The sequence below is a fragment of the Pelagibius litoralis genome, from assembly GCF_011683915.1.
Taxonomy (GTDB): Bacteria; Pseudomonadota; Alphaproteobacteria; order Kiloniellales; family Kiloniellaceae; genus Pelagibius; species Pelagibius litoralis.
In genome coordinates this window covers 1-23,149 of sequence record NZ_JAAQPH010000029.1, presented here as the reverse complement: position 1 = coordinate 23,149, position 23,149 = coordinate 1, and the positions used below count along the sequence as shown (strand labels likewise).

Annotated in this window: 17 protein-coding genes; 7 read left to right on the top strand and 10 right to left on the bottom strand. The window is 65.1% G+C overall.

The window, feature by feature from the left end; genetic code table 11:
* Positions 1-112: 112 nt before the first annotated feature.
* From phoB to HBA54_RS25545, 9 genes are all read right to left on the bottom strand, one after another.
* Entirely contained in the window at positions 113-805 is a 693-nt protein-coding gene (gene phoB, locus HBA54_RS25585) for a phosphate regulon transcriptional regulator PhoB (protein ID WP_167230489.1), read from the bottom strand.
* Positions 802-1,554 (bottom strand): phosphate signaling complex protein PhoU, encoded by a 753-nt coding sequence (gene phoU, locus HBA54_RS25580; protein ID WP_167230486.1) that lies wholly within the window; start codon positions 1,552-1,554, stop codon positions 802-804. The genes phoB and phoU overlap by 4 nt, the downstream gene beginning before the upstream one ends.
* A 52-nt stretch (positions 1,555-1,606) precedes the next feature.
* Positions 1,607-2,410: a phosphate ABC transporter ATP-binding protein PstB gene (gene pstB / locus HBA54_RS25575; RefSeq protein ID WP_167230483.1), complete on the bottom strand. Its 804-nt coding sequence runs from the start codon at positions 2,408-2,410 to the stop codon at positions 1,607-1,609.
* A gap of 18 nt (positions 2,411-2,428) precedes the next feature.
* Entirely contained in the window at positions 2,429-3,733 is a 1,305-nt protein-coding gene (gene pstA / locus HBA54_RS25570) for a phosphate ABC transporter permease PstA (protein ID WP_240932909.1), read from the bottom strand.
* Positions 3,726-5,108: a phosphate ABC transporter permease subunit PstC gene (pstC, locus tag HBA54_RS25565; RefSeq protein WP_167230477.1), complete on the bottom strand. Its 1,383-nt coding sequence runs from the start codon at positions 5,106-5,108 to the stop codon at positions 3,726-3,728. Before pstC ends, pstA begins: the two co-directional genes overlap by 8 nt.
* 207 nt (positions 5,109-5,315) lie before the next feature.
* On the bottom strand, positions 5,316-6,338 hold the full coding sequence (locus HBA54_RS25560; RefSeq protein WP_322096119.1) for a PstS family phosphate ABC transporter substrate-binding protein: 1,023 nt from the start codon (positions 6,336-6,338) through the stop codon (positions 5,316-5,318).
* A gap of 223 nt (positions 6,339-6,561) precedes the next feature.
* Positions 6,562-8,052 carry an ATP-binding protein gene (locus tag HBA54_RS25555; RefSeq protein WP_167230471.1) on the bottom strand — a complete coding sequence of 497 codons (1,491 nt, stop codon included), beginning with the start codon at positions 8,050-8,052 and terminating at the stop codon, positions 6,562-6,564.
* Positions 8,053-8,169: 117 nt separating this feature from the next.
* The gene (locus HBA54_RS25550) at positions 8,170-10,443 is read right to left on the bottom strand and encodes an NADP-dependent malic enzyme (protein WP_437126262.1); all 2,274 of its coding nucleotides are present in this window, start codon (positions 10,441-10,443) and stop codon (positions 8,170-8,172) included.
* Between the two features lie 142 nt (positions 10,444-10,585).
* Positions 10,586-11,107, bottom strand: coding sequence for a hypothetical protein (locus HBA54_RS25545; protein ID WP_167230463.1), 522 nt, complete (start codon positions 11,105-11,107; stop codon positions 10,586-10,588).
* Positions 11,108-11,261: 154 nt separating this feature from the next.
* Here HBA54_RS25545 and mutS point away from each other — a divergent pair, with 154 nt between their 5' ends.
* Positions 11,262-13,997, top strand: a complete 2,736-nt coding sequence (gene mutS / locus HBA54_RS25540) for a DNA mismatch repair protein MutS (RefSeq protein ID WP_167230460.1) — start codon at positions 11,262-11,264, stop codon at positions 13,995-13,997.
* Between the two features lie 121 nt (positions 13,998-14,118).
* Here the strand turns inward: mutS and HBA54_RS25535 are convergent, their stop codons facing one another.
* Positions 14,119-14,595, bottom strand: a complete 477-nt coding sequence (locus tag HBA54_RS25535; protein ID WP_167230457.1) for a hypothetical protein — start codon at positions 14,593-14,595, stop codon at positions 14,119-14,121.
* Positions 14,596-14,733: 138 nt separating this feature from the next.
* On the opposite strand from HBA54_RS25535, the gene HBA54_RS25530 reads away from it, so the two are divergent.
* The 6 genes from HBA54_RS25530 to HBA54_RS25505 all read left to right on the top strand — a co-directional run bounded on the left by HBA54_RS25530 (position 14,734) and on the right by HBA54_RS25505 (position 22,957).
* The gene (locus HBA54_RS25530; RefSeq protein ID WP_167230454.1) at positions 14,734-17,670 is read left to right on the top strand and encodes a [protein-PII] uridylyltransferase; all 2,937 of its coding nucleotides are present in this window, start codon (positions 14,734-14,736) and stop codon (positions 17,668-17,670) included.
* Positions 17,671-17,744: 74 nt separating this feature from the next.
* A complete protein-coding gene (gene murJ, locus HBA54_RS25525; RefSeq protein WP_167230451.1) occupies positions 17,745-19,319 on the top strand; it encodes a murein biosynthesis integral membrane protein MurJ in 1,575 nt (524 codons plus the stop codon).
* Positions 19,320-19,385: 66 nt separating this feature from the next.
* On the top strand, positions 19,386-20,414 hold the full coding sequence (gene trpS / locus HBA54_RS25520; RefSeq protein ID WP_167230448.1) for a tryptophan--tRNA ligase: 1,029 nt from the start codon (positions 19,386-19,388) through the stop codon (positions 20,412-20,414).
* Between the two features lie 124 nt (positions 20,415-20,538).
* Positions 20,539-21,027, top strand: coding sequence for a universal stress protein (locus HBA54_RS25515; protein ID WP_167230445.1), 489 nt, complete (start codon positions 20,539-20,541; stop codon positions 21,025-21,027).
* Between the two features lie 178 nt (positions 21,028-21,205).
* On the top strand, positions 21,206-21,766 hold the full coding sequence (locus tag HBA54_RS25510; protein WP_167230442.1) for a NifU family protein: 561 nt from the start codon (positions 21,206-21,208) through the stop codon (positions 21,764-21,766).
* 186 nt (positions 21,767-21,952) lie between these two features.
* On the top strand, positions 21,953-22,957 hold the full coding sequence (locus tag HBA54_RS25505) for a glucosaminidase domain-containing protein (protein ID WP_167230439.1): 1,005 nt from the start codon (positions 21,953-21,955) through the stop codon (positions 22,955-22,957).
* Positions 22,958-23,149 lie beyond the last annotated feature (192 nt).

Genomic DNA, 23,149 nt, shown 5'->3' with positions numbered 1-23,149 from the left:
AGACGGCACCGGCCCGCTCCCCCTCCCGGCCACCCATAGGATACTGGCGTTGGGTGGCCGGGAGGGGGAGCGGGCTGGAACCGCTTCGACGCAAGTCGAAAACACTCTGCCGTTACGGCCCGGCGCGGTCGAGCGAGTAGCCGGCGGAGCGCACGGTGCGGATAAGGTCGTCGCTGCCGTTCTGGTTCAGCGCCTTGCGCAGCCGGCGGATGTGCACGTCGACGGTGCGTGGTTCGACATAGACGTCGCGGCCCCAGACCGAATCGAGAAGCTGCTCGCGGGTGAAGACGCGCCCCGGGTTCTGCATCAGATGGCGCAGCAGCCGGAATTCGGTCGGGCCCAGATGAACGTCATGGCCGTTGCGTTTGACCCGATGGGCGGCCAGGTCCATGGCCAGATCCTCGAAGGCCAGCATCTCGCTGCTCAGCTCCGGTTTGCTTCGACGCAACACCGCGTTGATGCGGGCGATCAGTTCGGCCGGCGAGAAGGGCTTGGTCATGTAATCGTCGCAGCCGCTGTCGAGGCCGCGCAGCTTGTCGGTCTCTTCCCCGCGTGCCGTCAGCATGATAATGGGCACGCGCTTGGTGTCCGGTTTGCTGCGCAGCTGGCGGCAGACCTCGATGCCGGACATCAGCGGCAGCATCCAGTCGAGCAGGATAAGATCGGGTACCTCCTCGGCGGCCACCACCAGCGCTTCCTCGCCGTCGCCTGCGGTATTCACCCGGAAGCCTGCACCCTCCAGGTTATAGCGCAGCATCGTGACCAGGGCTTCCTGGTCCTCGATGATCAGAACAAGCGGTCTCACGCGCCCTCCCTTTCCGTTGCTTCGCCGGAAGAGTCCTCGTCCTCGGGCTCTACCACCTGGAAGCTCGACATGTCACTCTTCGGGCGTCCGCCTTCAATCCGCTTGCCCGTGCTCAGATAGTAAGTCGTCTCGGCGATGTTGGTAGCGTGGTCGCCGATGCGCTCAATGTTCTTGGCGACGAAAAGCAGATGGGTACAGGGCGTGATGTTGCGCGGGTCTTCCATCATATAGGTCAGCAGCTCGCGGAACAGCGCCGTGTACATCTCGTCGACTTCTTCATCGCGGTGCCAGACATCCATCGCGCGATTGGCGTCGTGATTGGCGTAGGCGTCGAGCACATCCTTGATGATCGCCTGGACCAGCTTGGCCATCCGCGGGATAGAGCGTGCCGCCTCGTGATGGGCCAGTTGATTGAGGGCGATGGACCGCTTGGCGATGTTCTTGGCGTAGTCGCCGATACGCTCCAGATCGCCGGAGATCTTCAGGGCCGAGATAACCTCGCGCAGGTCGTTGGCCATGGGCTGGCGCAGGGCCAGGGTGCGAATCGCATTCTCGTCGAGCTCCAGGTCCATCTGATCGATGGCCTCGTCCCCCTTTACGACCCTGTCGGCGAGTTCGGAATCGCGGCGCACCAGCGCTTCGATCGATCCGGCGAGTTGCGCTTCGGCCACGCCGCCCATGCGCAGAACGATGGCATTGAGTTGCTGCAGTTCCTCGTCGAAGGATTTGACGATGTGTTCGCTGTTCATACTGGCCGGTCCTTCGGGTTCGCGTAGGGCGGGGCTATGGTGTTGCCTGGGATCAACCGAAACGCCCGGTAATGTAGCCCTGCGTGCGCTGATCGCGCGGGTTGGTAAAGAGCTGCTCGGTATCGCTGACTTCCACCAGATCGCCCAGGTGGAAAAAGGCTGTTTTCTGGGATACCCGCGCGGCCTGCTGCATGGAATGGGTGACGATGACGATGGTGAAGTTCTGCCGCAATTCGTCGATCAGTTCCTCGATCCGGGCGGTGGCGATGGGGTCGAGCGCCGAACAGGGCTCGTCCATCAGGATCACCTCGGGATTGACCGCGATCGCGCGGGCGATGCAGAGACGTTGCTGCTGGCCGCCGGAAAGGCCGGTGCCCGGCGCCAGCAGGCGGTCTTTCACTTCCTTCCAGAGGCCGGCCCTGGTCAGGCTGATCTCGACGATGTTGTCGAGATCAGCCTTGGTTTCGGCGAGGCCGTGCAGGCGCGGGCCATAAGCGATGTTGTCGTAGATCGACTTCGGGAAGGGGTTGGGTTTCTGAAACACCATGCCGACCCTGGCGCGCAGCTGCACCACGTCCAGACCACTGCGATAGATGTCGACGTTGTCCAAGGTAATGTCACCCTCGACGCGGCAGCCGTCGATCACGTCGTTCATCCGGTTGAGACAGCGCAGGTATGTGGACTTGCCGCAACCGGAAGGACCGATCAGGGAGGTCACCTGGTTCTCGCCGATGTCCAGATCGACGTCCTTCAGCGCTTTGGTTTCGCCGTAGTAAACGTTCACGCGACGGGTCGACATCTTGGGCGTGTTCTGCAGCATCGTCTGCGGCGCCTCAGCTTCTGCAACTGCATCCATGATGGACTCCCTTGTACGCTACCATTGACGTTCGAAGCGCTTACGCAGCAGGACGGCGAGCGCATTCATAAGAATGAGAAAAGCCAGCAGCACCATGATGGCGCCGTTGGTTTTTTCGACGAAGGCACGCTCCGGCGCATCGGCCCAGAGGAAAATCTGCACCGGCAGCACGGTGGCCGGATCGGTGACGCCGCCGGGCACGTCGACGATGAAGGCGACCATGCCGATCATCAGCAGCGGCGCGGTCTCGCCCAGGGCCTGGGCCATGCCGATGATGGTGCCGGTCATGATGCCCGGCAATGCCAGCGGCAGCACGTGATGAGTGACGACCTGCAACCGCGAGGCACCCACGCCCAGGGCCGCTTCGCGGATTGACGGCGGCACGGCTTTCAGGGCGGCGCGCGCGGCAATGATGATGGTCGGCAGGGTCATCAACGCCAGCACCATGCCGCCGACCAGCGGCGCCGAGCGTGGAAACCCGAAGACGCCCAGGAAGACGGCGAGCCCGAGGAGGCCGAAGATGATCGAGGGCACCGCCGCCAGGTTGTTGATGTTCACCTCGATCAGGTCGGTCCAGCGGTTCTTCGGTGCGAATTCCTCCAGATAGATCGCCGAGAGCACGCCGATCGGAAAACTCAGGATCAACGTGATCATCAGGGTGAAGAAGGAACCGACCGCCGCGCCCCAGATGCCCGCCTGCTCCGGCTCGCGGGAATCGCCGGCGGTGAAGAAGGTGGTGTTGAACTGCTTTTCGACCCCGCCGTCGGCCTCCAGGGCGTCGATCCAGGCGATTTCGTTGTCTTTTACCCGGCGGTCTCCTTCGGGAAGATCGCGGTCGATATAGCCTTTCACCAGGCTGTCGATATCGTCGGAGGACTTGACCCAGATGGTTTGGTTCGTGCCGATGATCGAGGGGTCGGCCTGTACCTCGGCGCGCAGGTCCAGGCCGGCGCCGTTGGAAAGGATACCGTAAAGCTTGATGCGGTCGCGCCGGCCGCTCACATCGGGGAAGCGTTCGCGCAGGCTCTTTTTCAACAGACCTTGATAATCCGCACGGCGCAGGGCACCCGGATCGCCGTTGCCCTCGGGGTCGATGACCTCGGGGTCGAGAAACACCGGAATTTCCAGGTGGGTTTGCACAAAGGCCGTATGACCGTTGAGGACGATGGTGCCGATCAGCAGCCCGAGAATGGCCAGGGCAGCGAAAATGGCGGCCAGGCCGTAGAAACGGAATCGCTTCTCCGCGGCATAGCGGCGTTTCAACCGCTGTTCCGAGAGGTCGGCGCGGCGCAGTGCCGGAACGCGTGCCGTGCTGTCAGTCATACTTCTCTCGGTACCTCCGAACAACATGCAGGGCGATCACGTTCAGTGTCAGGGTGATCGCAAAGAGCACCAGCCCCAGGGCGAAAGCGGCCAGGGTCTTGGCGCTGTCGAATTCCTGGTCTCCGACCAGCAGGGTGACGATCTGCACCGTGACGGTGGTCACTGCCTCCAGCGGATCCGCCGTCAGGTTTGCCGCCAGGCCGGCGGCCATGACCACGATCATGGTCTCACCGATCGCCCGGCTCATGGCCAACAGCAGGCTGCCGACGATGCCGGGCAGCGCGGCCGGGAAAATCACCTGCTTGATGGTTTCCGATTTGGTCGCGCCCAGTGCAAAGGCGCCGTCGCGCAGCGCGCGGGGCACCGCGTTCATCACGTCATCGCTGAGCGACGAGATAAAGGGGATGATCATGATCCCCATCACCATGCCGGCGGCGAGTGCAGATTCCGAAGAAACATCCAGGCCGATCGATTCGCCGGTTCGGCGAATGAAGGGGGCGACGGTCAGGGCGGCGAAGAAGCCGTAGACCACCGTCGGCACGCCGGCCAGGATTTCCAGCAGCGGCTTGACGATGGCGCGCATCCTGGGCGGTGCATATTCGGACATGTAGATGGCCGAGAACAGGCCGATGGGCACCGCTACGCACATGGCGATCAGGGTGATCATCAGGGTGCCGGCGAACAGCGGGACCGCGCCGAAGGCGCCGGAGCCGCCGACCTGATCGACGCGCAATGCCGTCTGCGGGCTCCAGCTCAGACCGAAGAGAAACTCGTACCAGGGCACCTGGGCGAAGAAGCGCATCGCTTCGAACAGCAGCGAGAGGACAATACCCAGGGTGGTCAGGACCGCGATGGTGGAGGCTGCGATCATCAGGACGCTGACGGCGCGCTCAAACAGATTGCGCGCCCGCAGTGTCGGTGTGATGTGGCGTTGCGCGAAACCCAGGCCGATCACCGCAATGGCGATGGCGACGACCACCATGGCCGCGTTGCCGATCTGCCGCGCGCTTGCATAGCCATCGGCGGCGCGTTGAAGCGCCCCATCGATTTCGCGGCTGACGATGTTACCTGAGGCCAGGTTCTTCACATCGTTGATCAGCAGGGAAAGCCGGTCGGCCGGCAGTGCCTGAATGTCTTCGGGAAGGTTGGAGATCAGCATCCACTCGGCGACCTGCGGCTCCACGATCAGCCAGATGGCCATCAGTATCAGACTTGGGATGCCGCACCAGAGGGCCACATAGAGGCCATAGTATTGCGGGCGTGAGTGGAGCGTCGATGGCTCGCCACCGCTTACCTTGCGGGCGCGCCGTTGACCGAAGCTGTAGCCGATCGTTGCCAAGGTCAGCAGGATCGCAATGAGAATGAAGCTGTTCATGGCGGCCCATCGGATCGAAGACCGGAACTTGCTGACACCTGGTTCCTGCTGGGAAAGGCGGTGCGGGCGCTTGCATCTTCACCCGCTCTAAGCAACGTCTCCGGCTTGTTTATGGTTTCTTTGTACCTGGTTCTTAAAGCAGCGGGGGGCCGGCGGAAAATCCTTTGGTCCAAAAACCCCAGGGGTCTTCCGCCGGCCGACACTCGGTTACATGCTCAGCGGCGACATGCCGTTGGCCGACTTCATCATCGCCTTGCGGTCATCCTCGGGCAGCGGGATCAGACCCTTTTCCGTCAGATAACCTTCGTCACCCCAAGCTTTGTCGGAGGTGAACTCGGCCACGAACTCCTTGATGCCGGGGATCGTGCCGACGTGTTGCTGCTTCACGTAGAAGTAAAGCGAACGGGAGATGCCGTAGTCGCCGGAAGCGATGTTCTCGAATTCCGGGGCCACGCCGCCGACCGTCGCGCCCTGCAGCTTGTCGGCGTTCTGGTCGAGGAAGCTGAAACCGAAGATGCCCAGGGCATTCGGGTTGGCTTCGAGCTTCTGGACGATCAGGTTGTCGTTCTCGCCGGCTTCGACGAAAGCGCCGTCCTCACGCACCGAGTGCGCGGCCGCCTTGAAGGCTGCCTTGTCCAGGGCCTTGATTTCCGGGAACTGCTTGGCCGCTGACTCCATCACCAACTCGACGAAGGCGTCACGGGTGCCGCTGGTCGGCGGCGGGCCCAGAACCTCGATCCTTTCAGCCGGCAGGGAGAGGTCGATATCGCTCCACAGCCTGTTGGGGTTGGCGACCAGCTTGCCGTCGACCGGGATCTCCTTGGCCAGGGCCAGGAAGATCTGCTTCTTGGTCAGGGCGAAAGGCGCATGCGTCTTCGAGTTGGCGAGCACGATGCCGTCGAAGCCGATCTTCACCTCGGTAATGGTGATGCCCTTCTCGGTGCATTTGGAGAACTCGGATTCCTTGATGCGCCGCGAGGAGTTGGTGATGTCCGGGTGCTGGGTGCCGACACCGGAGCAGAACAGCTTCATGCCGCCGCCGGAACCGGTGCTCTCGACGACCGGGGTCTTGAAGTCGCTGCTGCGGCCGAAGTTCTCGGCCACGGCTGTGGAGAAAGGAAAAACGGTAGAAGAGCCGACGATACGGATCTGATCACGCGCCTCGGCAATGGCCGGCGCGGCCACGACCAGACCGGCAACTGCCGCCATGGCTAGCGATTTCTTGATCACGGGAATACCTCCGCTGGATGCCCATTGATGGAACTGTCTCGGTGTTGCCTTCCGGCCAAAGCCTGGACCGGTTCGGGAACAACGCCTGCACCGGCCCCTTGCCGGCGGGCACAAACTACGTCCGCACAGCGATGGTATTACTGCAGTTCTGTTACACTTAAATGACAGAAACGGAGAATCTGCAAAACTGACACAGAGCCTAGGGCAAAGACCGGGATCTGCTCTAGGAGGCCCTGGTTTGAGACCGCTCCGCGGCCTGGGCAGGCGGTACGATGCTGGGCAGATAGACCGAGAAGGTCGCCCCTTCGTCCGGCCGGCTCTCGACTTCCAGCACGCCGCGGTGGCGGTTGATGATGTGCTTGACGATGGCCAGGCCCAGCCCGGTGCCGCCCAGGCGGCGTGAGCGGCGGCTGTCGATGCGGTAGAAGCGTTCGGTCAGGCGAGGAATATGTTCCCGTTCGATGCCCTCGCCCTCGTTGAAGACGGAAACCTTCACGCCGGCGCGGCCCAGGCGGCGCTCCCCGGCGCCTTCCTTGGCCAGGGGCCGGGCCGAAACACGGATGACGGTATTCTCCTCGCCGTACTTCAGGGCGTTGTCCAAGAGGTTCTGGAAAACCTGGGTCAGCTCGTCGTGCACGCCGGCCACCGCGGGCAGGGCTTCGCAGGATATCTGAATTCGCATGCCATAGCGTGCTGCTTCGAGTTCCAGGGTCGAGGCGACCGAGCGCAGGATCTGTTCGATGTCGCAGTCGCCGTCCGGCGGGGTGTGTTCCTGCAGCTCGATGCGTGACAGGGACAGCAGGTCGTCGACCAGCCGCGACATGCGGTGCGACTGTTCCTCCATGATCTTCAGGAAACGCGCCTGGGCCTCCGGATCCTCGCGCGCCGGGCCGCGCAGGGTCTCGATGAAACCGATCAAAGAGCTGAGCGGCGTGCGCAGTTCATGGCTGACGTTGGCGACGAAGTCGGCGCGCATGCGCTCGCTCTGCTTGACGCCGGTCAGGTCGTAGAGGGCGATCATCAGACGGGCCTGCTGCGGCGCGGCAATGGGCAGGCTGAGGACCCTGGCGGCGATGCTGCGCTCCACCTTGCCGGGGATGGTGAACTCCACGGCCTCCTGCTCGCCGCCGGCCAGCACTGCTTCGACTGCGGCCAGCAGGCTGGGGTTGCGCAGGCCAAGCGCCAAATCGCGGCCCGCCAGATCATGGCCCAGCAGGGCCTCGGCCGCCGGATTCAGGCGCAGCACCCGCCGGTTTTCGCCGACCAGGATCAGGGGATCGGGCAGCCCCGCCAGGACCGCCGCGTTCATCGCCATGGTGTCGCGCTGGTCGTGCCGCCGCTCCCGCTGCTGGCGCGCGGTCTCGGCGATGGCGTCGCTGAGGCCCGGCGACAGCAGGTCGCCGCCCGACGGCGCGGCGGGCAGCGGGCCGTCGTCGTCGGCTTCGCGCAGGCGGCTGAGGTAGCGGGTCGAGGCCTCCACCCGGCGGAAATGCTGGTTCAGTATGACGGCCATCAGCAGCGGCACCACGGCCGCGCTGATGGCGGCGGCCGGCAGCGACAGGTCGCCATCCATCACCAGAACGACGAAGACCAGCATCACCGGCAGGCTGAGCAACACGGTGGCCAGCGCCAGGCGTCCGTAGTGCGGTGCCGGCTCGTTACCGCCGGGGGGTGCTTTGGTCAGATCCTCGCTGTCCGGTGACTCGTCGGTCATGCCGTTTCTCTGGGTTTCAGGAACCGCCGTCCAGCCGTGATTCTAGCACGGGTTTTCGGCCCTGCGCGTGAAGCTTTTGCAATGCCGACCAGGCGCAAAGCGCGGCCAAAACCTATCCTAGGAACCACCCACCTCGGACTCCGCCTCATAGGCCGCCAGGGCGGCGGCGGTGACGAGGTCGTTTACCGTGGCGCCGAGCTGGACCACCTGGGCCGGCTTGGCCAAGCCGATCAGGATCGGCCCGATGACCGAGCCGCCGCCGGCCTGCTGGATCAGCTTGGCGGTGATGTTGGCCGAATGCAGCCCGGGCATGACCAGCACGTTGGCGGGGCCGGAAAGCCGCGACACCGGGTAGTGTTCCTGCATCACCTCATAGTCCAGCGCCACGTTGGCCTGCATCTCGCCGTCGTATTCGAAACCGGGCTCGCGCAGGTCGAGCTCCTGCACCGCATCGCGGATGCGCTGTGCCGCCGGGTGCCAGGGGTTGCCGAAGTTGGAATAGGACAGCAGGGCGACCCGCGGCTCATGGCCCATGGAGCGGGCCTCTTCGGCGGCCTGTACGGCGATGTCGGCCAGCTGCTGGGCGTTGGGCAGTTCGTGCACCGAGGTATCGGCGATGAAGATGGAGCGGCCGCGCAGCACCATGATCGACATGCCGAAGACGCGCTGGCCGCGCTTAGGATCGATCGCCCGGCGGATGTCGTCGTAGGCGACGCCGAAGCTTCTGGTCAGGCCGGTGACCATGGCGTCGGCCTCGCCGCAGGCCACCATGCAGGCGGCGAAGACATTGCGGTTCTGATTGGCCATGCGCTGGCAGTCGCGGCGCAGGGAGCCAAGGCGCCCCAGGCGTCCGTACAGATAGTCGACATAGCGCGCGTTGTCCTTGGACAGGCGCGCGTTGTGGATTTCCAGGTTGCTGTGCTCCAGGCCGATGGACTTCATCGTTGCGCGCACATGCTCTTCGCGGCCGACCAGAACGGGCTTGCCGTAGCCGGCCTGTTGGAAAGCCAGGGCGGCGCGGATGGTGCGTTCCTCCTCGCCCTCGGCGAAGACCACGCGCTTGGGGTTCTGGCGCACCGTGTCGAAGATGCGCTGCAGGCTGGAGGCGGTCGGGTCGAGGCGTGCCGAGAGTTGCTGTTCATAGGTGCCGATGTCGTCGAGCGGCCGGCGCGCCACGCCGCTGTCCATCGCCGCCTGCGCCACCGCTTTGGGTACAGCGACGATAAGGCGGGGATCGAAAGGTGCCGGAATGATGTAGTTGCGGCCGTAGCGCATGGCCTTGCTGTCGTAGGCCTGGGCGACCTCGTCGGGTACGTCCTCGCGGGCCAGTTCGGCCAGGGCCTGGGCAGCGGCGATTTTCATTTCCATGTTGATGGTCGAGGCCCGCACGTCGAGCGCACCGCGGAAGATGTAGGGAAAGCCAAGGACGTTGTTGATCTGGTTGGGATAGTCGGAGCGCCCGGTGGCGACGATGGCGTCATCGCGCAGTCCGGCAACCTCTTCCGGTGTGATCTCCGGGTCCGGATTGGCCATGGCGAAGATGATCGGCTGGTCGGCCATGGAGCGAATCATCTCGGCGGAGAAAGCGCCTTTGACCGAGAGGCCCATGCAGACGTCGGCGCCGGCCATGGCCTCGGCCAGGCTGCGCGCCTGGGTGTCGACGGCATGGGCGGACTTCCACTGGTTCATGCCCTGCTCGCGGCCCTGGTAGATGACGCCCTTGGTGTCGCAGAGCATTACCGAGTTGTGCGGCACGCCCATCGCCTTGATCAGTTCGGCGCAGGCGATCCCCGCCGCGCCGGCGCCGTTGATGACGACCTTCACATCAGCCATCTGCCGCCCGGTCAGGGCCAGGGCGTTGATGAAGCCCGCCGCGGTGATAATCGCGGTGCCGTGCTGGTCGTCGTGAAACACCGGGATGTCCATCAGCTCTTTCAGCCGTGCTTCGATGATGAAGCACTCCGGCGCCTTGATGTCCTCCAGGTTCACGCCGCCCCAGGACTTGCCGAGAAAGCGTACGCAGTTGACGAACTCGTCGACGTCGCGGGTGTCGACCTCCAGGTCGATGCCGTCGACATCGGCGAAGCGTTTGAAGAGCACCGCCTTGCCCTCCATCACCGGCTTGGCCGCCTGGGCGCCGAGGTCACCCAGGCCGAGCACCGCGGTGCCGTTGGAGATGATGGCGACGATGTTGCCCTTGGCGGTGTAGTCGTAGGCCTTGGATTCGTCCTCGTTGATCCTGAGACAGGGCACCGCGACACCCGGCGAGTAGGCCAGCGACAGTTCCCGCTGGGTGGTCAGCGGCTTGGTGGCCTGGATTTCGAATTTTCCGGGCCGGCCCGAGGCATGGAATTCAAGTGCCTCTTCCTCGGTGATGCGGGTTCTGTCCACTGCGTCTTCCCTCCAGGGTCTTGCCCAAGACGCCCGCATTCCCTTGGATGACCGCAGTTTCGGTCAGCTTTCCAGTGGGGCAATTGGCTCAGGGCCTTGTTTTTCCAGAAATCTTAGAGAGCCGTCATGCGAGCGTCAAAGGTCATGACCTGACGGGCGGCCTGACGTGGCGATGAATATCGGCGGCGCCGGCATCGGCCAGAATGGCCTCGGCTTTGCCGGCGGCCTCGCTGTCCGCGACGCTCACCCAGAGCAGGATGGCGCCGCCTTCCAGCGCCCGGGCGAAGGACTCCGTGTGGGGGGTGGCGCGTAGTTTGTCGAGCAGCTCCACCACGGCGGCGACGCTGATGCCGGCGGCCATCAGGGCCGCCACGGCAGAGCCGACCGGTCCGGTGGCGATGGCGATCAGGCCGGCGGCGGTCAGCGGTCCGACGTAGTTGATCTCACCGACCAGGCCGCCCAGGGTTTCCTGCCAGGCCTCGCCGGGCGAGCCGCTGGCGCTGAGCGATTCATGAGTATCGAGAACCGAGAGATCGTCGCGTCCGAAGCCTGCGGCCAGGAGCGCTTCGACCGCCGCCGTGAAGCTGTCGCGCTCGGCAAAACGTCCGACCACCTCTACGGCCTGGCCCTCGGCAAAGGCTGCGTCGCTGTGTTCCTGCGTCAAAGACTGGTCTCCCTAATAAGAACCCTTCGATTCCTACCCAATTTCCCATTGTGACGCGCCCGGGCCCGCTTGCCTAGAGCGGCCTCGCCTGTGATAACTTTCCACTCCGCCAAAAGCCCCTCATTCAAAACCCCGGGCCACAAGTTTCCAGTCGATGACCGTCAAAGCAGCCACCGCTTCAGCACCGGAGAAAACCGCGCCGGAGAAAACCGCAAAGGCCGCCGGCAAGCCTGCCGCGGCGACGCCGATGATGGTGCAGTACCTGGAGATCAAGGCGGCGCACCCCGGCACCCTGCTGTTCTACCGCATGGGCGATTTCTACGAGCTGTTCTTCGAGGATGCCGAAAAGGCCTCCGCCGCGCTCGATATCGCGCTCACCAAGCGCGGCCAGCACCAGGGCAATGACATACCGATGTGCGGGGTGCCGGTTCATGCCGCCGACGGTTACCTTTCGCGGCTGATCCGCCAGGGCTTCAAGGTCGCGGTCTGCGAGCAGATGGAGGACCCGGCCGCGGCCAGGAAGCGGGGCAACAAATCCGTGGTGCGGCGCGATGTCGTGCGGGTCGTGACGCCGGGGACGATCACCGAGGACGCGCTGCTGGACGCCCGTGCCAATAACTACCTGGCGGCCCTGGCCCAGGCGGGCGGCGGGCTCGGCATCGCCTGGCTGGATATCTCGACCGGCGTGTTTCAGGCCCAGGCGCTGGAGGCCGCGAACCTGACGGCGACGCTGGCCCGCCTCGACCCCGGCGAGGTGATCCTGCCCGAGGCCCTGCTGGAGCGGGCCGAGTGGTCCGTCGTTCTGAGCGAACTGGGTGAGCGTTTGAGCCCGCTGCCCGGATCGCGCTTCGACAGCGGCAACGCCGAAAAGCGTCTGGAGGAGGTCTTCGGGGTCAGGGCCCTCGATGCCTTCGGGGCCTTCAGCCGGGCCGAACTGGCGGCTGCCGGCGCGTTGGTCGATTATGTTGCCCTGACCCAGAAGGGCAGGATGCCGCGCCTGCTGCCGCCGAAACGCCTGGCCGGCGATGCGGTGATGGCGATCGACGCGGCCACCCGGCGCAACCTTGAATTGACCCAGGCCCTTGGCGGTGGACGCGAGGGGACGCTGCTGGCCACCATCGACAGAACCGTCACCGGAGCCGGCGCCCGCCTGCTGGCGGCGCGTCTGGCGGCGCCGCTGACCGACGTCGGGGCCATCGCCGCCCGGCACGATCAGCTTGACTGGCTGATCGCAGAGAGCGATCTGCGCGAAGCATTGCGGGCGCGCCTGCGGCGCTGTCCGGATATCGAAAGGGCGCTGTCGCGGCTCAGCCTCGGGCGCGGCGGGCCGCGCGACCTGGCGGCGATCCGCAGCGCTTTGTCGGTTGCCGGCGCGCTCCATGACCTGATTGCCGCCGGTGCGGGGTCGCAGGACGCCGGTCTCGCCCCGCCCGCTCTGCCGCCTGCCGATCTGCAGACTCTCGGCGGCCACCGCGCCTTGGTGGCGCATCTGGAAGCCGCCCTGGCGGCGGAACCGCCCATGCTGGCGCGCGACGGCGGCAGCATCGCGCCAGGTCATGACCAGGGGCTGGATGAGCTGCGGGCGCTGCGCGACGACAGCCGCCGGCTGATCGCCGGGATGCAGGCACGCTATGCCGAAGACAGCGGCGTCGCCAGCCTGAAGATCAAGCACAACAACGTCCTCGGCTATTTCATCGAGGTGACGCCGACCCATGCGGGCAAGATCAAGACCGGCGAGGAAGGCCCCTTCATTCATCGCCAGACCCTGGCCTCGGCGATGCGTTTCACCACCGTCGAGTTGTCGGAGCTGGAGCAGAAGATCGCCAGCGCCGCCGAGCGCGCCCTGGCCTTGGAGCTGGAGATCTTCCAGACGCTGGTCGCCGCGGTGCTGAACGAGGCGGCTGGTATCGGCCGTGCGGCCCAGGTTCTGGCGGCCCTGGATGTCACCGCCGCCCTTGCCGAACTGGCGGTGACCCAGCGCTGGTGCCGCCCGCAGATTGACGAGACGACGGCCTTTCACATCCGTGGCGGGCGTCATCCGGTGGTCGAGGCCGCCTTGTCGCAGGCCCAGGAAAGCGGCTTCGTCGCCAACGACTGCCGTTTGGAGGAAGAAGGCCGCATCTGGCTGATCACCGGTCCGAACATGGCGGGTAAGAGCACCTTCCTGCGCCAGAACGCGCTGATCGCGGTGCTCGCCCAGATGGGCAGCTTCGTCCCCGCCGCCGAAGCACGCATCGGCCTGGTGGACCGCCTCTTCAGCCGCGTCGGGGCGGCCGACGACCTGGCGCGCGGGCGCTCCACCTTCATGGTGGAGATGGTGGAAACGGCAGCGATCCTCAACCAGGCCGGGCCGCGCGCCCTGGTGATCCTGGATGAGATCGGCCGCGGCACCGCAACCTTCGACGGCCTCTCCATCGCCTGGGCCTGTATCGAGCATCTGGACGAGGTGAACCGCTGCCGGGCGCTCTTTGCCACCCACTATCACGAACTGACGGCGCTCGCCGCCAAGCTCGGCTCGCTGTCCTGTCATGCCATGCGGGTGAAGGAATGGCAGGGCGATGTGGTCTTCCTGCACGAGGTGGTGGCCGGTGCCGCCGATCGTTCCTATGGCATCCACGTTGCCAAGCTCGCGGGCCTGCCCACGGCGGCCATTGCCCGCGCCGAGGCGGTGCTGGCCAGTTTGGAACAGGGCGAACAGGCCGGCGCCCTGTCGCGCCTCGCCGACGACCTGCCGCTCTTCGCCGCCACCCTTGCCCAGGCCGCCGCCGAGCCGCAGGGCTCCGCCGTGGAAGAGGCCCTGGCGGCCGCCGATGCGGACGCGCTCAGCCCCCGCGAGGCCCTGGACCTGGTGTACCGGCTGAAAAGTCTGCTGGAGTCCGAAAGCAGCTAGGCTGCTTTCGCTTTTTTCGGCGCCGGCCCGCTCCCCCTCCCGGCCACCCAATGCGATTATCCTAGTGGGTGGCCGGGAGGGGGAGCGGGCTGGAACCGCTTCGACATCAGTCGAACTGAATCTAGGGGGCGGGCGCCGCCAGGGTGAGCAGTCCGTCACCGCCCTCGATATCGCGGTAGCGGACCTCGATGCGCGAGGCGCGAAAGTCCGCCCGGTAGGCTTCCGGATCGGCCAGCGGTATTTCGGCGGTCAGATAGCGGCTGCGCCGTTCGTCCTGGCGGCTGCTGAAGATGTAGCCCAGGGAAATGAAGGGCTTCACGCCGCTGGAGGAACCGCCGGTGGCGCCGACACCGATGCCGGGCCCGGAGGCGCCGCCGCTGCCCTGTTCGCGGGTGACGACTTGGCGGTTGCGGGCAGTCGTTTCGCCGTCTTGAGGGTCGATCAGCACCAGGGCCAGGATTTCGCGCCCCGGCGGAATGTCGTCGACCCGTAGCTGCAGCTTGGTTGCCTCGGCCTTTGCCGAGGCGCGCATCAGCGGCGTTTCGGCCGCTGTGGCGCAGGCCGCGACCATTGTCAGCAGGCAAACAGCTCTTAGCATCGCACAAAGGATTCGTGGCATAGTCTCTCAAATGCGCTAAAGGCGGCGTTTCCGCCAGCAATTGTGGCCTGCTTGGCGCCCGGCAAGGATTGGTGAAGCCTGGACAAAGCCGCCGCAAGGGCCGATTTGAAGGATACCATGCCAGCCAGCCTAGATATAACCCCGCCGGAAGACAGCGGTTTCACGCCAGAAGCGGAGGCCGTGATCGAGGATCGCCGGTCGATCCTCAGTCGGCGGCGCCTGCTTGTCGCGCTGGCGGAAATTGCCGAACGCCAGCCGGCCGGCCCGGAGCAGCGCAGCAGTGTTCTGGCGCTTTTGAAGGGCGCGCTCAGCGACGGACGGGCGGAGGTCCGCCGGCGTTTCGACGAAGGTGCCTCCGGCACCGCGACGGTGCGCGCCGAATCCTACCTGGTCGATCAGCTTATGCGGGTGATCTACGACCACGTCGGTCAGCGGCTCTATCCCCTGGCCAACCCCTCGACCGGCGAGCGTCTCTGCCTGGTTGCCGTCGGCGGTTATGGCCGCGGCGAGCTGGCGCCGCAGTCGGACATCGATCTGCTTTTCCTGCTGCCTTACAAACTCACGCCGCGCAGCGAGCAGGTGGTGGAGGAGGTTCTCTATTTCCTCTGGGATCTCGGCTTCAAGGTGGGCCATGCGACCCGTTCGGTGGCCGAGTGCCTGCGCCTCGCCAAGGCCGATACGACCATCTGCACCGCGCTGCTGGAGGCGCGCTGGCTGTGGGGCGACCAGGACCTGTTTCGTGAGTTGCGCCAGCGTTTTGCGAAAGACGTGCAGGCCGGCGGCGGGGCCAGGTTCATCGAAGCCAAGCTGACCGAGCGCGCCACCCGCCACAAGCGCTTCGGCGGATCGCGCTATTCGCTGGAGCCGAACATCAAGGAGGGCAAGGGCGGTCTGCGCGATCTCCACACCCTCTTCTGGATCGCAAAGTTTCTCTACAATGTCGACGACATCGCCAAGCTGGTGGAGCGCAAGGTCTTCACCGGGGCCGAGGTGCGCCGCTTCGAAAAGGCGCAGAACTTCCTCTGGACCCTGCGCTGTCACATGCACTACCGCGCGGCCCGGGCCGACGAGCGGCTGACCTTCGATATGCAGAAGGATCTGGCGCCCCTGATGGGCTTCACCGCCCATGCCGGCCTGATGGATGTCGAGCGCTTCATGAAGCGCTACTTCCTGGTGGCCAAGGAAGTGGGCGATCTGACGCGGATCTTCTGCGCCGCCATTGAGGCCGAGCACGACCGGCGTTCGCGCTTTCGCCTGCCCAGCCTGCGCCGCCGCCGCAAGATCGACGGCTTCGGCCTGGAGCGCGACCGCCTGACCGTGACCTCGGGCGAGGTTTTCGCCGAGAAGCCGATTGAGATGCTGCGCATCTTCCGGGTCGCGCAGAAGCATGAACTGGATATCCACCCGCAGGCGCTGCGCTGGATCACCCAGAACCTGAAGCGGGTGAACAAGGCGTTGCGCGAAGACCCGGCGGCCAACGAGTTGTTCATGGAGATGCTCGCCTCAAAGCACGATCCGGAAACCACCCTGCGGCGGCTGAACGAGGCCGGCGTCTTCGGCCGCTTCCTGCCGGACTTCGGCCGGGTCGTCGCCCAGATGCAGTACAACATGTACCACCACTACACGGTGGACGAGCACACGATCTTCGCCATCGGCATCCTGCATGCCATCGAACAGGGCAGCCTGGCCAATGAGGCACCGATCGCCAGCGAAGTGGTGCACAAGGTGCTGTCACGGCGGGTGCTCTATATGGCGGTGCTGCTGCATGACATCGCCAAGGGGCGGCAGGGCGACCATTCCCTCCTCGGCGCCAAGGTGGCTTCCAAGGTCTGCCCGCGCTTCGGCCTGAGCGCGGGACAGACCGAGACGGTTGCCTGGCTGGTGCTGCACCACCTGGCGATGAGCGACACCGCCTTCAAACGCGACATCGACGATCCCAAGACGCTGCAGGATTTTGCCGACCTGGTGCAGTCTCCCGAACGCCTGCGCCTGCTGCTGGTCCTGACCGTGGCGGATATCCGCGCCGTCGGCCCCGGCGTCTGGAACGCCTGGAAGGCGGCGCTGCTGCGCGATCTCTACTGGCGCACCGAGGCACTGCTTTCCGGCGGTCTTGCGGCGCAGAGCCGCGATGCCCGGGTCAAGGGCGCCAAAGACATCTTGAAGGAAAAACTTCAGGAAAGCGGCTGGAGCACGAAGGACATCGCCGCCCACCTGCGCCGTGGCTATCCCGCTTACTGGAGCGGCCTGGACGTCGAAATCCATCTGCGCCACGCGCGTCTGGTTCGCGAGGCGGAGAACAATGCGGCGCCTTTGACCATCGACACCCGGGTCGACCGCTATCGCGAAGCCACAGAGGTCACCATCTATGCCGCCGACCATCCGGGCCTCTTCAGCCGCATCGCCGGGGCCATGGCGGTGGCCGGCGCCTCGATCACCGCGGCGCGGATCTTTACCCTGAGAAACGGCATGGCGCTGGATTCCTTCTTTGTCGAAGGCGCCAACGGCGGGCCCTTCGATCAGCCCGGCAAGCTGGCCCGCCTCTCCGCCGCGATCGAACAATGCCTGGCGGGGCGGTTGCGACCCCTGCAGGAACTGGAAGCGCAGAAGTCGCCGATCCCCAGCCGCCTGCGGGTCTTCAAGGTTTCGCCGCAGGTGCTGGTCGACAACAAGGCGAGCCGCAATCACACGGTCATTGAGGTCAACGGCCGCGACCGTCCGGGGCTGCTCTACCAGGTGACCCAGGCGCTGACCAAGCTCAACCTGATCGTCAAGGCGGCCCGCATCGCCACCTTCGGCGAGCGGGCGGTCGATGTTTTTTATGTTCAGGACGCCCTGGGCGGCAAGATCGACAACAAGGTCAGACTGGAAAACATCGAGAAGAAGCTCCTGGCCGCCCTCGAAGATGGCGACTGCATCCCGGCCAAGAAGGCGGCGAAGGCCGTTACGGCAAAAAGCCCTGCAAAACCACAGAGCCGCAGCCTTGCCAAGGTTGTTCCCAAGGACGGGCCGAAGTTGGCAAAGACGGGGCCGAAGCCGGTCCGGGGCTCCCGGTGACGGACCGCAGCCGCGGACGGTCCGGTTCTTAACGCCTTTCTATCTCAGCCACATTTCTTTAGAGAGAGTCGGGCATGTCTTTGCTTCGCTCAATCGCAACGGTCGGCGGCTACACCGGCATCAGCCGGGTGCTGGGTTTCGTCCGCGACATTCTGATCGCCAACGTGGTCGGCGCCAGCCCGGTGGCGGATGCTTTCTTTGCCGCCTTTCGCCTGCCCAACCTGTTTCGCCGGCTGTTCGCCGAAGGCGCCTTCAATGCCGCCTTTGTGCCGCTTTTCGCCCGGCGCCTGGAGCAGGAGGGCGAGGCCGCCGCCCGGCGCTTCGCCGAACAGGCACTTTCAATCCTGGTCACCGGCCTGCTGGTCATCTGCGCCGCGGCGATGGCCGGGATGCCCTGGTTCATCTACCTGATCGGCTCCGGCTTTTCCCAGGATCCGGAAAAGCTGGCCCTGGCGGTGGAGCTCTCGCGGATCACCTTTCCCTACCTTCTTTTCATGGCGGTGGTGGCGCTGATCAGCGGGGTGCTGAACTCCCTCTACCGCTTTGCCGCGGCGGCGGCGGCGCCGATCCTGCTGAACATCCTCTTCATCGCGGCCCTGACCCTGGTGCTGCCCTTCACCGGGGCGCCGGGCTATCTGATGGCCTGGACGGTCTGTCTCTCCGGCGCCGCCCAGATGATCTTTCTGGTGGTCGCCGCGGCACGTGCCGGCATGCCGCTCAGGCTGCCGCGCCCGCGCCTGACGCCCGGCGTGCGCCGTCTGTTGGTCCTGCTGGTGCCTGGCGTTCTCTCGGCCGGCGCCTTGCAGATCAACATCTTCGTCGGCTCCTCCATCGCCAGCTGGCAGGAAGGCGCCTTTTCCTATCTCTACTACGCCGACCGGGTCTATCAGCTGCCCCTCGGGCTGATCGGGATCGCCATCGGCATCGTGCTGCTGCCGGACATGGCGCGCAAACTGCGCAGCGGCGCCGACGAGGCGGCGATGCACAGCCTCAACCGCGGCCTGGAGTTCGCCCTGCTGCTGACGTTGCCGGCGACTCTGGCGCTGCTGGTCATGCCCGGCGCCATCGTCGGTGGGCTTTTCGAGCACGGCGCCTTCGGCCGTGACGACGCGCGCGCGACCGCTGCCGCCCTGGGGGCTTTTGCCGGCGGCCTGCCCGCCTATGTGCTGGTGAAGATCCTGCAGCCGGCGTTTTATGCGCGTGAGGACACGGTGACGCCGTTCCGCTTCTCCGTGGTTTCGGTGGTCGCCAACATCGCCCTCAGCCTGCTGCTGTTCCTGCAGATGGGCCATGTAGGGATCGCTCTGGCGACGTCACTGGCGGCCTGGATCAACACCGTGCTGCTGATCGTCGCGCTGCGCCGCCGCGGTTTCTGGATGCTGGATCTGCGCTTTCGCCAGCGTCTGCCCCGTATTCTCGCGGCTTCGGTGGTCATGGCGCTGCTGCTGTGGGGGCTGCAGATCGGGCTCGGTTCCTGGCTGGGCGATACGTTCCTGGATCGGGTTGCCGCGCTGGTCGTTCTGGTCGCCGCGGGGCTGGCCGTCTATGGCGTGGCCGCCTTTGCGTTGGGTGCCGTCTCTCGCAGCGAGTTGCTGGCCGCGCTGCGCCGCCGCGGCTCCACCACGGGGACGGGACCGCAGGAGCCTTGACCCCCGGCAGCGGGCCAGCGATAAACCCGCCTCACCTGAAAGCCCTTCCCAGCTGGCCAAAAAACGATGAAACGTATCTTTTCGGGCGTCCAACCCTCCGGCGACCTCCATCTCGGCAACTATCTCGGCGCGATCCGCCGTTTTGTCGATCTGCAGGCCGACAACGACTGCATTTACTGCGTCGTCGATCTGCATGCCATCACGGTCTGGCAGGACCCGGCGGAGCTGCGTCAGCGCACGCGCGAAGTGACGGCCGGCTACTTGGCGGCGGGGATCGATCCGAAGAAGTCGATTATCTTCAACCAGTCGCAGGTCGCCGCCCATGCCGAGCTGGCCTGGGTGTTCAACTGCGTCACCCGGCTCGGCTGGCTGAACCGCATGACCCAGTTCAAGGACAAGGCCGGAAAGAACCGCGAGAAAGCGTCCTCCGGGCTCTACGTCTATCCCAACCTGATGGCCGCCGACATCCTGGTCTACAAGGGCACCCACGTGCCGGTGGGTGAGGATCAGAAGCAGCATCTGGAGCTGACCCGCGACATCGCCCAGAAGTTCAACAACGACTTCGGCGTTGAGTATTTTCCCATCGTCGAGCCGTTGATCCAGGGGGCGGCGCCCCGGGTCATGTCGCTGCGCGACGGCACCAAGAAGATGAGCAGCTCCGACCCCTCGGACGCGGCGCGTATCAACATGACCGACGACGCCGACGCCGTGGCAAAGAAGGTTCGCCGCGCCACCAGCGATGCCGAGCTGCTGCCCGACCCCTCGGTCATCGGCCCCGACGGTCAGTTCACGGCTGAATTCCGCCAATCCCGGCCGGAAGCGGCGAACCTGCTGACCATCTTCGCCGCGCTCAGCGGGCAGACCCTGGCCGACACGGTCGGCGCCTTCGAAGGCAAGGGCTTCGCCGACTTCAAGAAGGAAATGACCGATGTCGCGGTTGCCGCCCTCGGGCCCATGGGCGCGGAGATGAAGCGTATGGTCGAAGACCCCTCTCATGTCGATTCGGTCCTGCGCGACGGGGCTGAACGGGCCCGCGCCCTCGCCGACCCCATTCTTGCGGAAGTCTACGATATCGTAGGATTCCTGCGCCCCTAGACCTTTTCCGGCAATTCCCCCTCTGAAAGGGGGGAAAACGAGGTGATTGCACGGCCAAGCCCGGTAGTGGCAGGATTCCGTGCAACAAGGTCTTTCGCTGGATAGGGACCACGAGGAAACCGGCATGGCAGAAGCCCAAGAGACGGCAAGCAACCCCCGCGTCTTTCTGGTTGTCGTCGACGAAACTGAGGAGATGCGCGTCGCGCTGCGCTTTGCCGCGCTTCGGGCGCGCAGCACCGGCGGCAAGGTCGCCATGCTCTATGTGGTGGAGCCGTCGGAGTTCCAGCACTGGATGTCGGTCGGCGACATCATGCGTGAGGAGGCCCGTACCGAGGCCGAACAGGTTCTCCAGCGCCTGGCGGCGGAGGCCAGCGACCTCTGCGGTTCCCTGCCGATCCTCTATGTGCGCGAGGGCGACCGCCGCGACCAGCTGCTGGCCCTGCTGGATGAGGAGCCCAATATTTCGATCCTGGTTCTGGGGGCTGCCACCAACAAGCGCGGGCCGGGCCCCTTGGTCTCGGCCATGACCGGCAAGTTCCTGGGGCGCCTGCATATCCCGGTGACCGTGGTTCCTGATTCGATGACCTTCGAGGAAATCGACGCCGTCACCTGAAGTCAGGAATTCGTGCCTTTCGGCCAATCATGATTAATTTGGTCATATTTGGTGGATTGCGCTTGAAGCCTCGGACTTTGCGGCCCACATTGTCAGCAGACAGGGGAGCCTGACTCCCGCGGAACCGTTGCCCTGGGCTGAGCCCGGAGGCAGGTCAAAGATCAAGGAGCGATATCCGATGTTCATTCAGACCGAACAGACGCCGAACCCGGCAACCCTGAAGTTCCTGCCGGGCCGCACGGTACTGGAAAGCGGCACCGCGAACTTCCCGGACGCGGCCTCCGCCGGCCGCTCGCCGCTGGCAGAGCGCCTGTTCGCCGTCGAGGGTGTGGTCGGCGCGTTCTTCGGGACCGACTTCGTCTCCGTCACCAAGGAAGACGACCGTGAGTGGTACCTGCTGAAGCCGGCCATCCTGGGTGTCATCATGGAGCACTTCACAGCCGGCCGGCCGGTCTTGAATCCCGATGCCGGCGACGGCGACGAGGGGCACAGCGGCGATGCCGAAGACGACGAGCTTGTAGGCCAGATCAAGGAACTGCTGGATACCCGCGTGCGTCCGGCGGTGGCCCAGGACGGCGGCGATATCGTATTCCGCGGTTTCGAAAAGGGTGTTGTCTATCTGCACATGCAGGGCGCCTGCGCCGGCTGTCCCAGCTCCACCGCGACCTTGAAGATGGGAATTGAAAATATGCTGCGGCATTACATCCCAGAGGTCGTGGAAGTGCGCCCGGTCGTTTAGCCGCGGCCGTTTAGGCAGGTTCTCCAACCCGCTTCCTTCATTGCATTGTTCGTTGGTTCGTTGTTGATCGGCCGGTCTTTTCTGTTGCCGCTGCGTTGGTCGCGTCGATAACGAATTCTTCGTGAAGGCTGGTTATCTTTCTTTCCGTCGGGGCTGCTTTGCACTCTATCGGGAGGCTTTGAGGCAATGGTGGCACAGGTATCAAACCTGGTCTTGGATCTGGTGGGCGAATGGCGTCCCCGGGTTATGCATTTCTTCCATCGTACCAACCGCAGCCTCGCCGGGCGTGCGGCCTTTCTTTCCATCGTCTTTGGTTTTTGCCTGTTGCTCGGGCTGTGGCAGGGCGCGGAGCCTTTGCCGCGTTCGGCCTGGCAGGAACTCGGCCTGTTGGCGGAGGGCCCTGCCCTGCGCCACGTGACACCCCGGGATGCGGCTGCCCTTTCGGCCCTCTTTGACGAGCGCGGCTATACCCTGGCCAAGCTGCAGGACGGCGCCGCCGTGCCGCGCCTGGCGATTGCGCGTCTGCCGCGCGACCTCGACCAGGTTGCCGACGGTGAGCTTCGCAAAGCGCTGTTCCTGCGCAGCCTTCTGCCGTTGATCCTGCAGGGCAACGTGGAAATCGCCCGCATTCGCGGCAAGGTGATGGCGGCGCTGGATGCCCGCGCCGCCGGTCGGCTCGGTGCCACCGATGCTCTCTGGCTGGATCAGGTCGCGGACTGGTACGGGGCGGATCCCGTTGATGATGCCGATATTCTCAGCCGCATCGACCTGGTGCCGCCCAGCCTGGCGCTTGCCCAGGCGGCGCAGGAGAGCGGCTGGGGGCGGTCGCGCTTCGCCCGCAACGCCAATGCGTTGTTCGGTCAACGGGTGTGGGGAGAAAGCGGTCCCGGGCTGGTGCCCAGGGATGCGGAGCGTGATGATTTCCGGGTTCGCGCCTTTCCGGACCTGATGAGCAGCGTGCGCACCTATCTGCACAACCTGAACAGCCACCGGGCCTACAAGGACCTGCGGGAGCGCCGTGCCCGCGCCCGCGCCCTCGGGGTTGCCGCCTCTCCTTTGGAGCTGGCGGACAGTCTCACCAGCTATTCCGAAGAAGGCGCCGACTATGTCGCGGCGCTGCGCGCGCTGATCAGAAGCAACGATCTTCTGACTTTGGACGGGCTTCGCCTGGATCAGCTCGCGGGCACCTAGCAGGCTGCTGAAAAAGTCTGACGTATAGGGTTTTGGGCCTTGGTTTGAGGTCAGCCCCCTATGAGGGTGGTTTTGGGTGCTGGTCTATCCCGGGTGATCGGCGCTTTGGTGGAGCGTTGGTCTCATGTTTGGGCCAGGAGCTTTGGTATTCGCACAAGATTGCAGGCGGTGGCGGTGAGGGTGAAGGCCCAG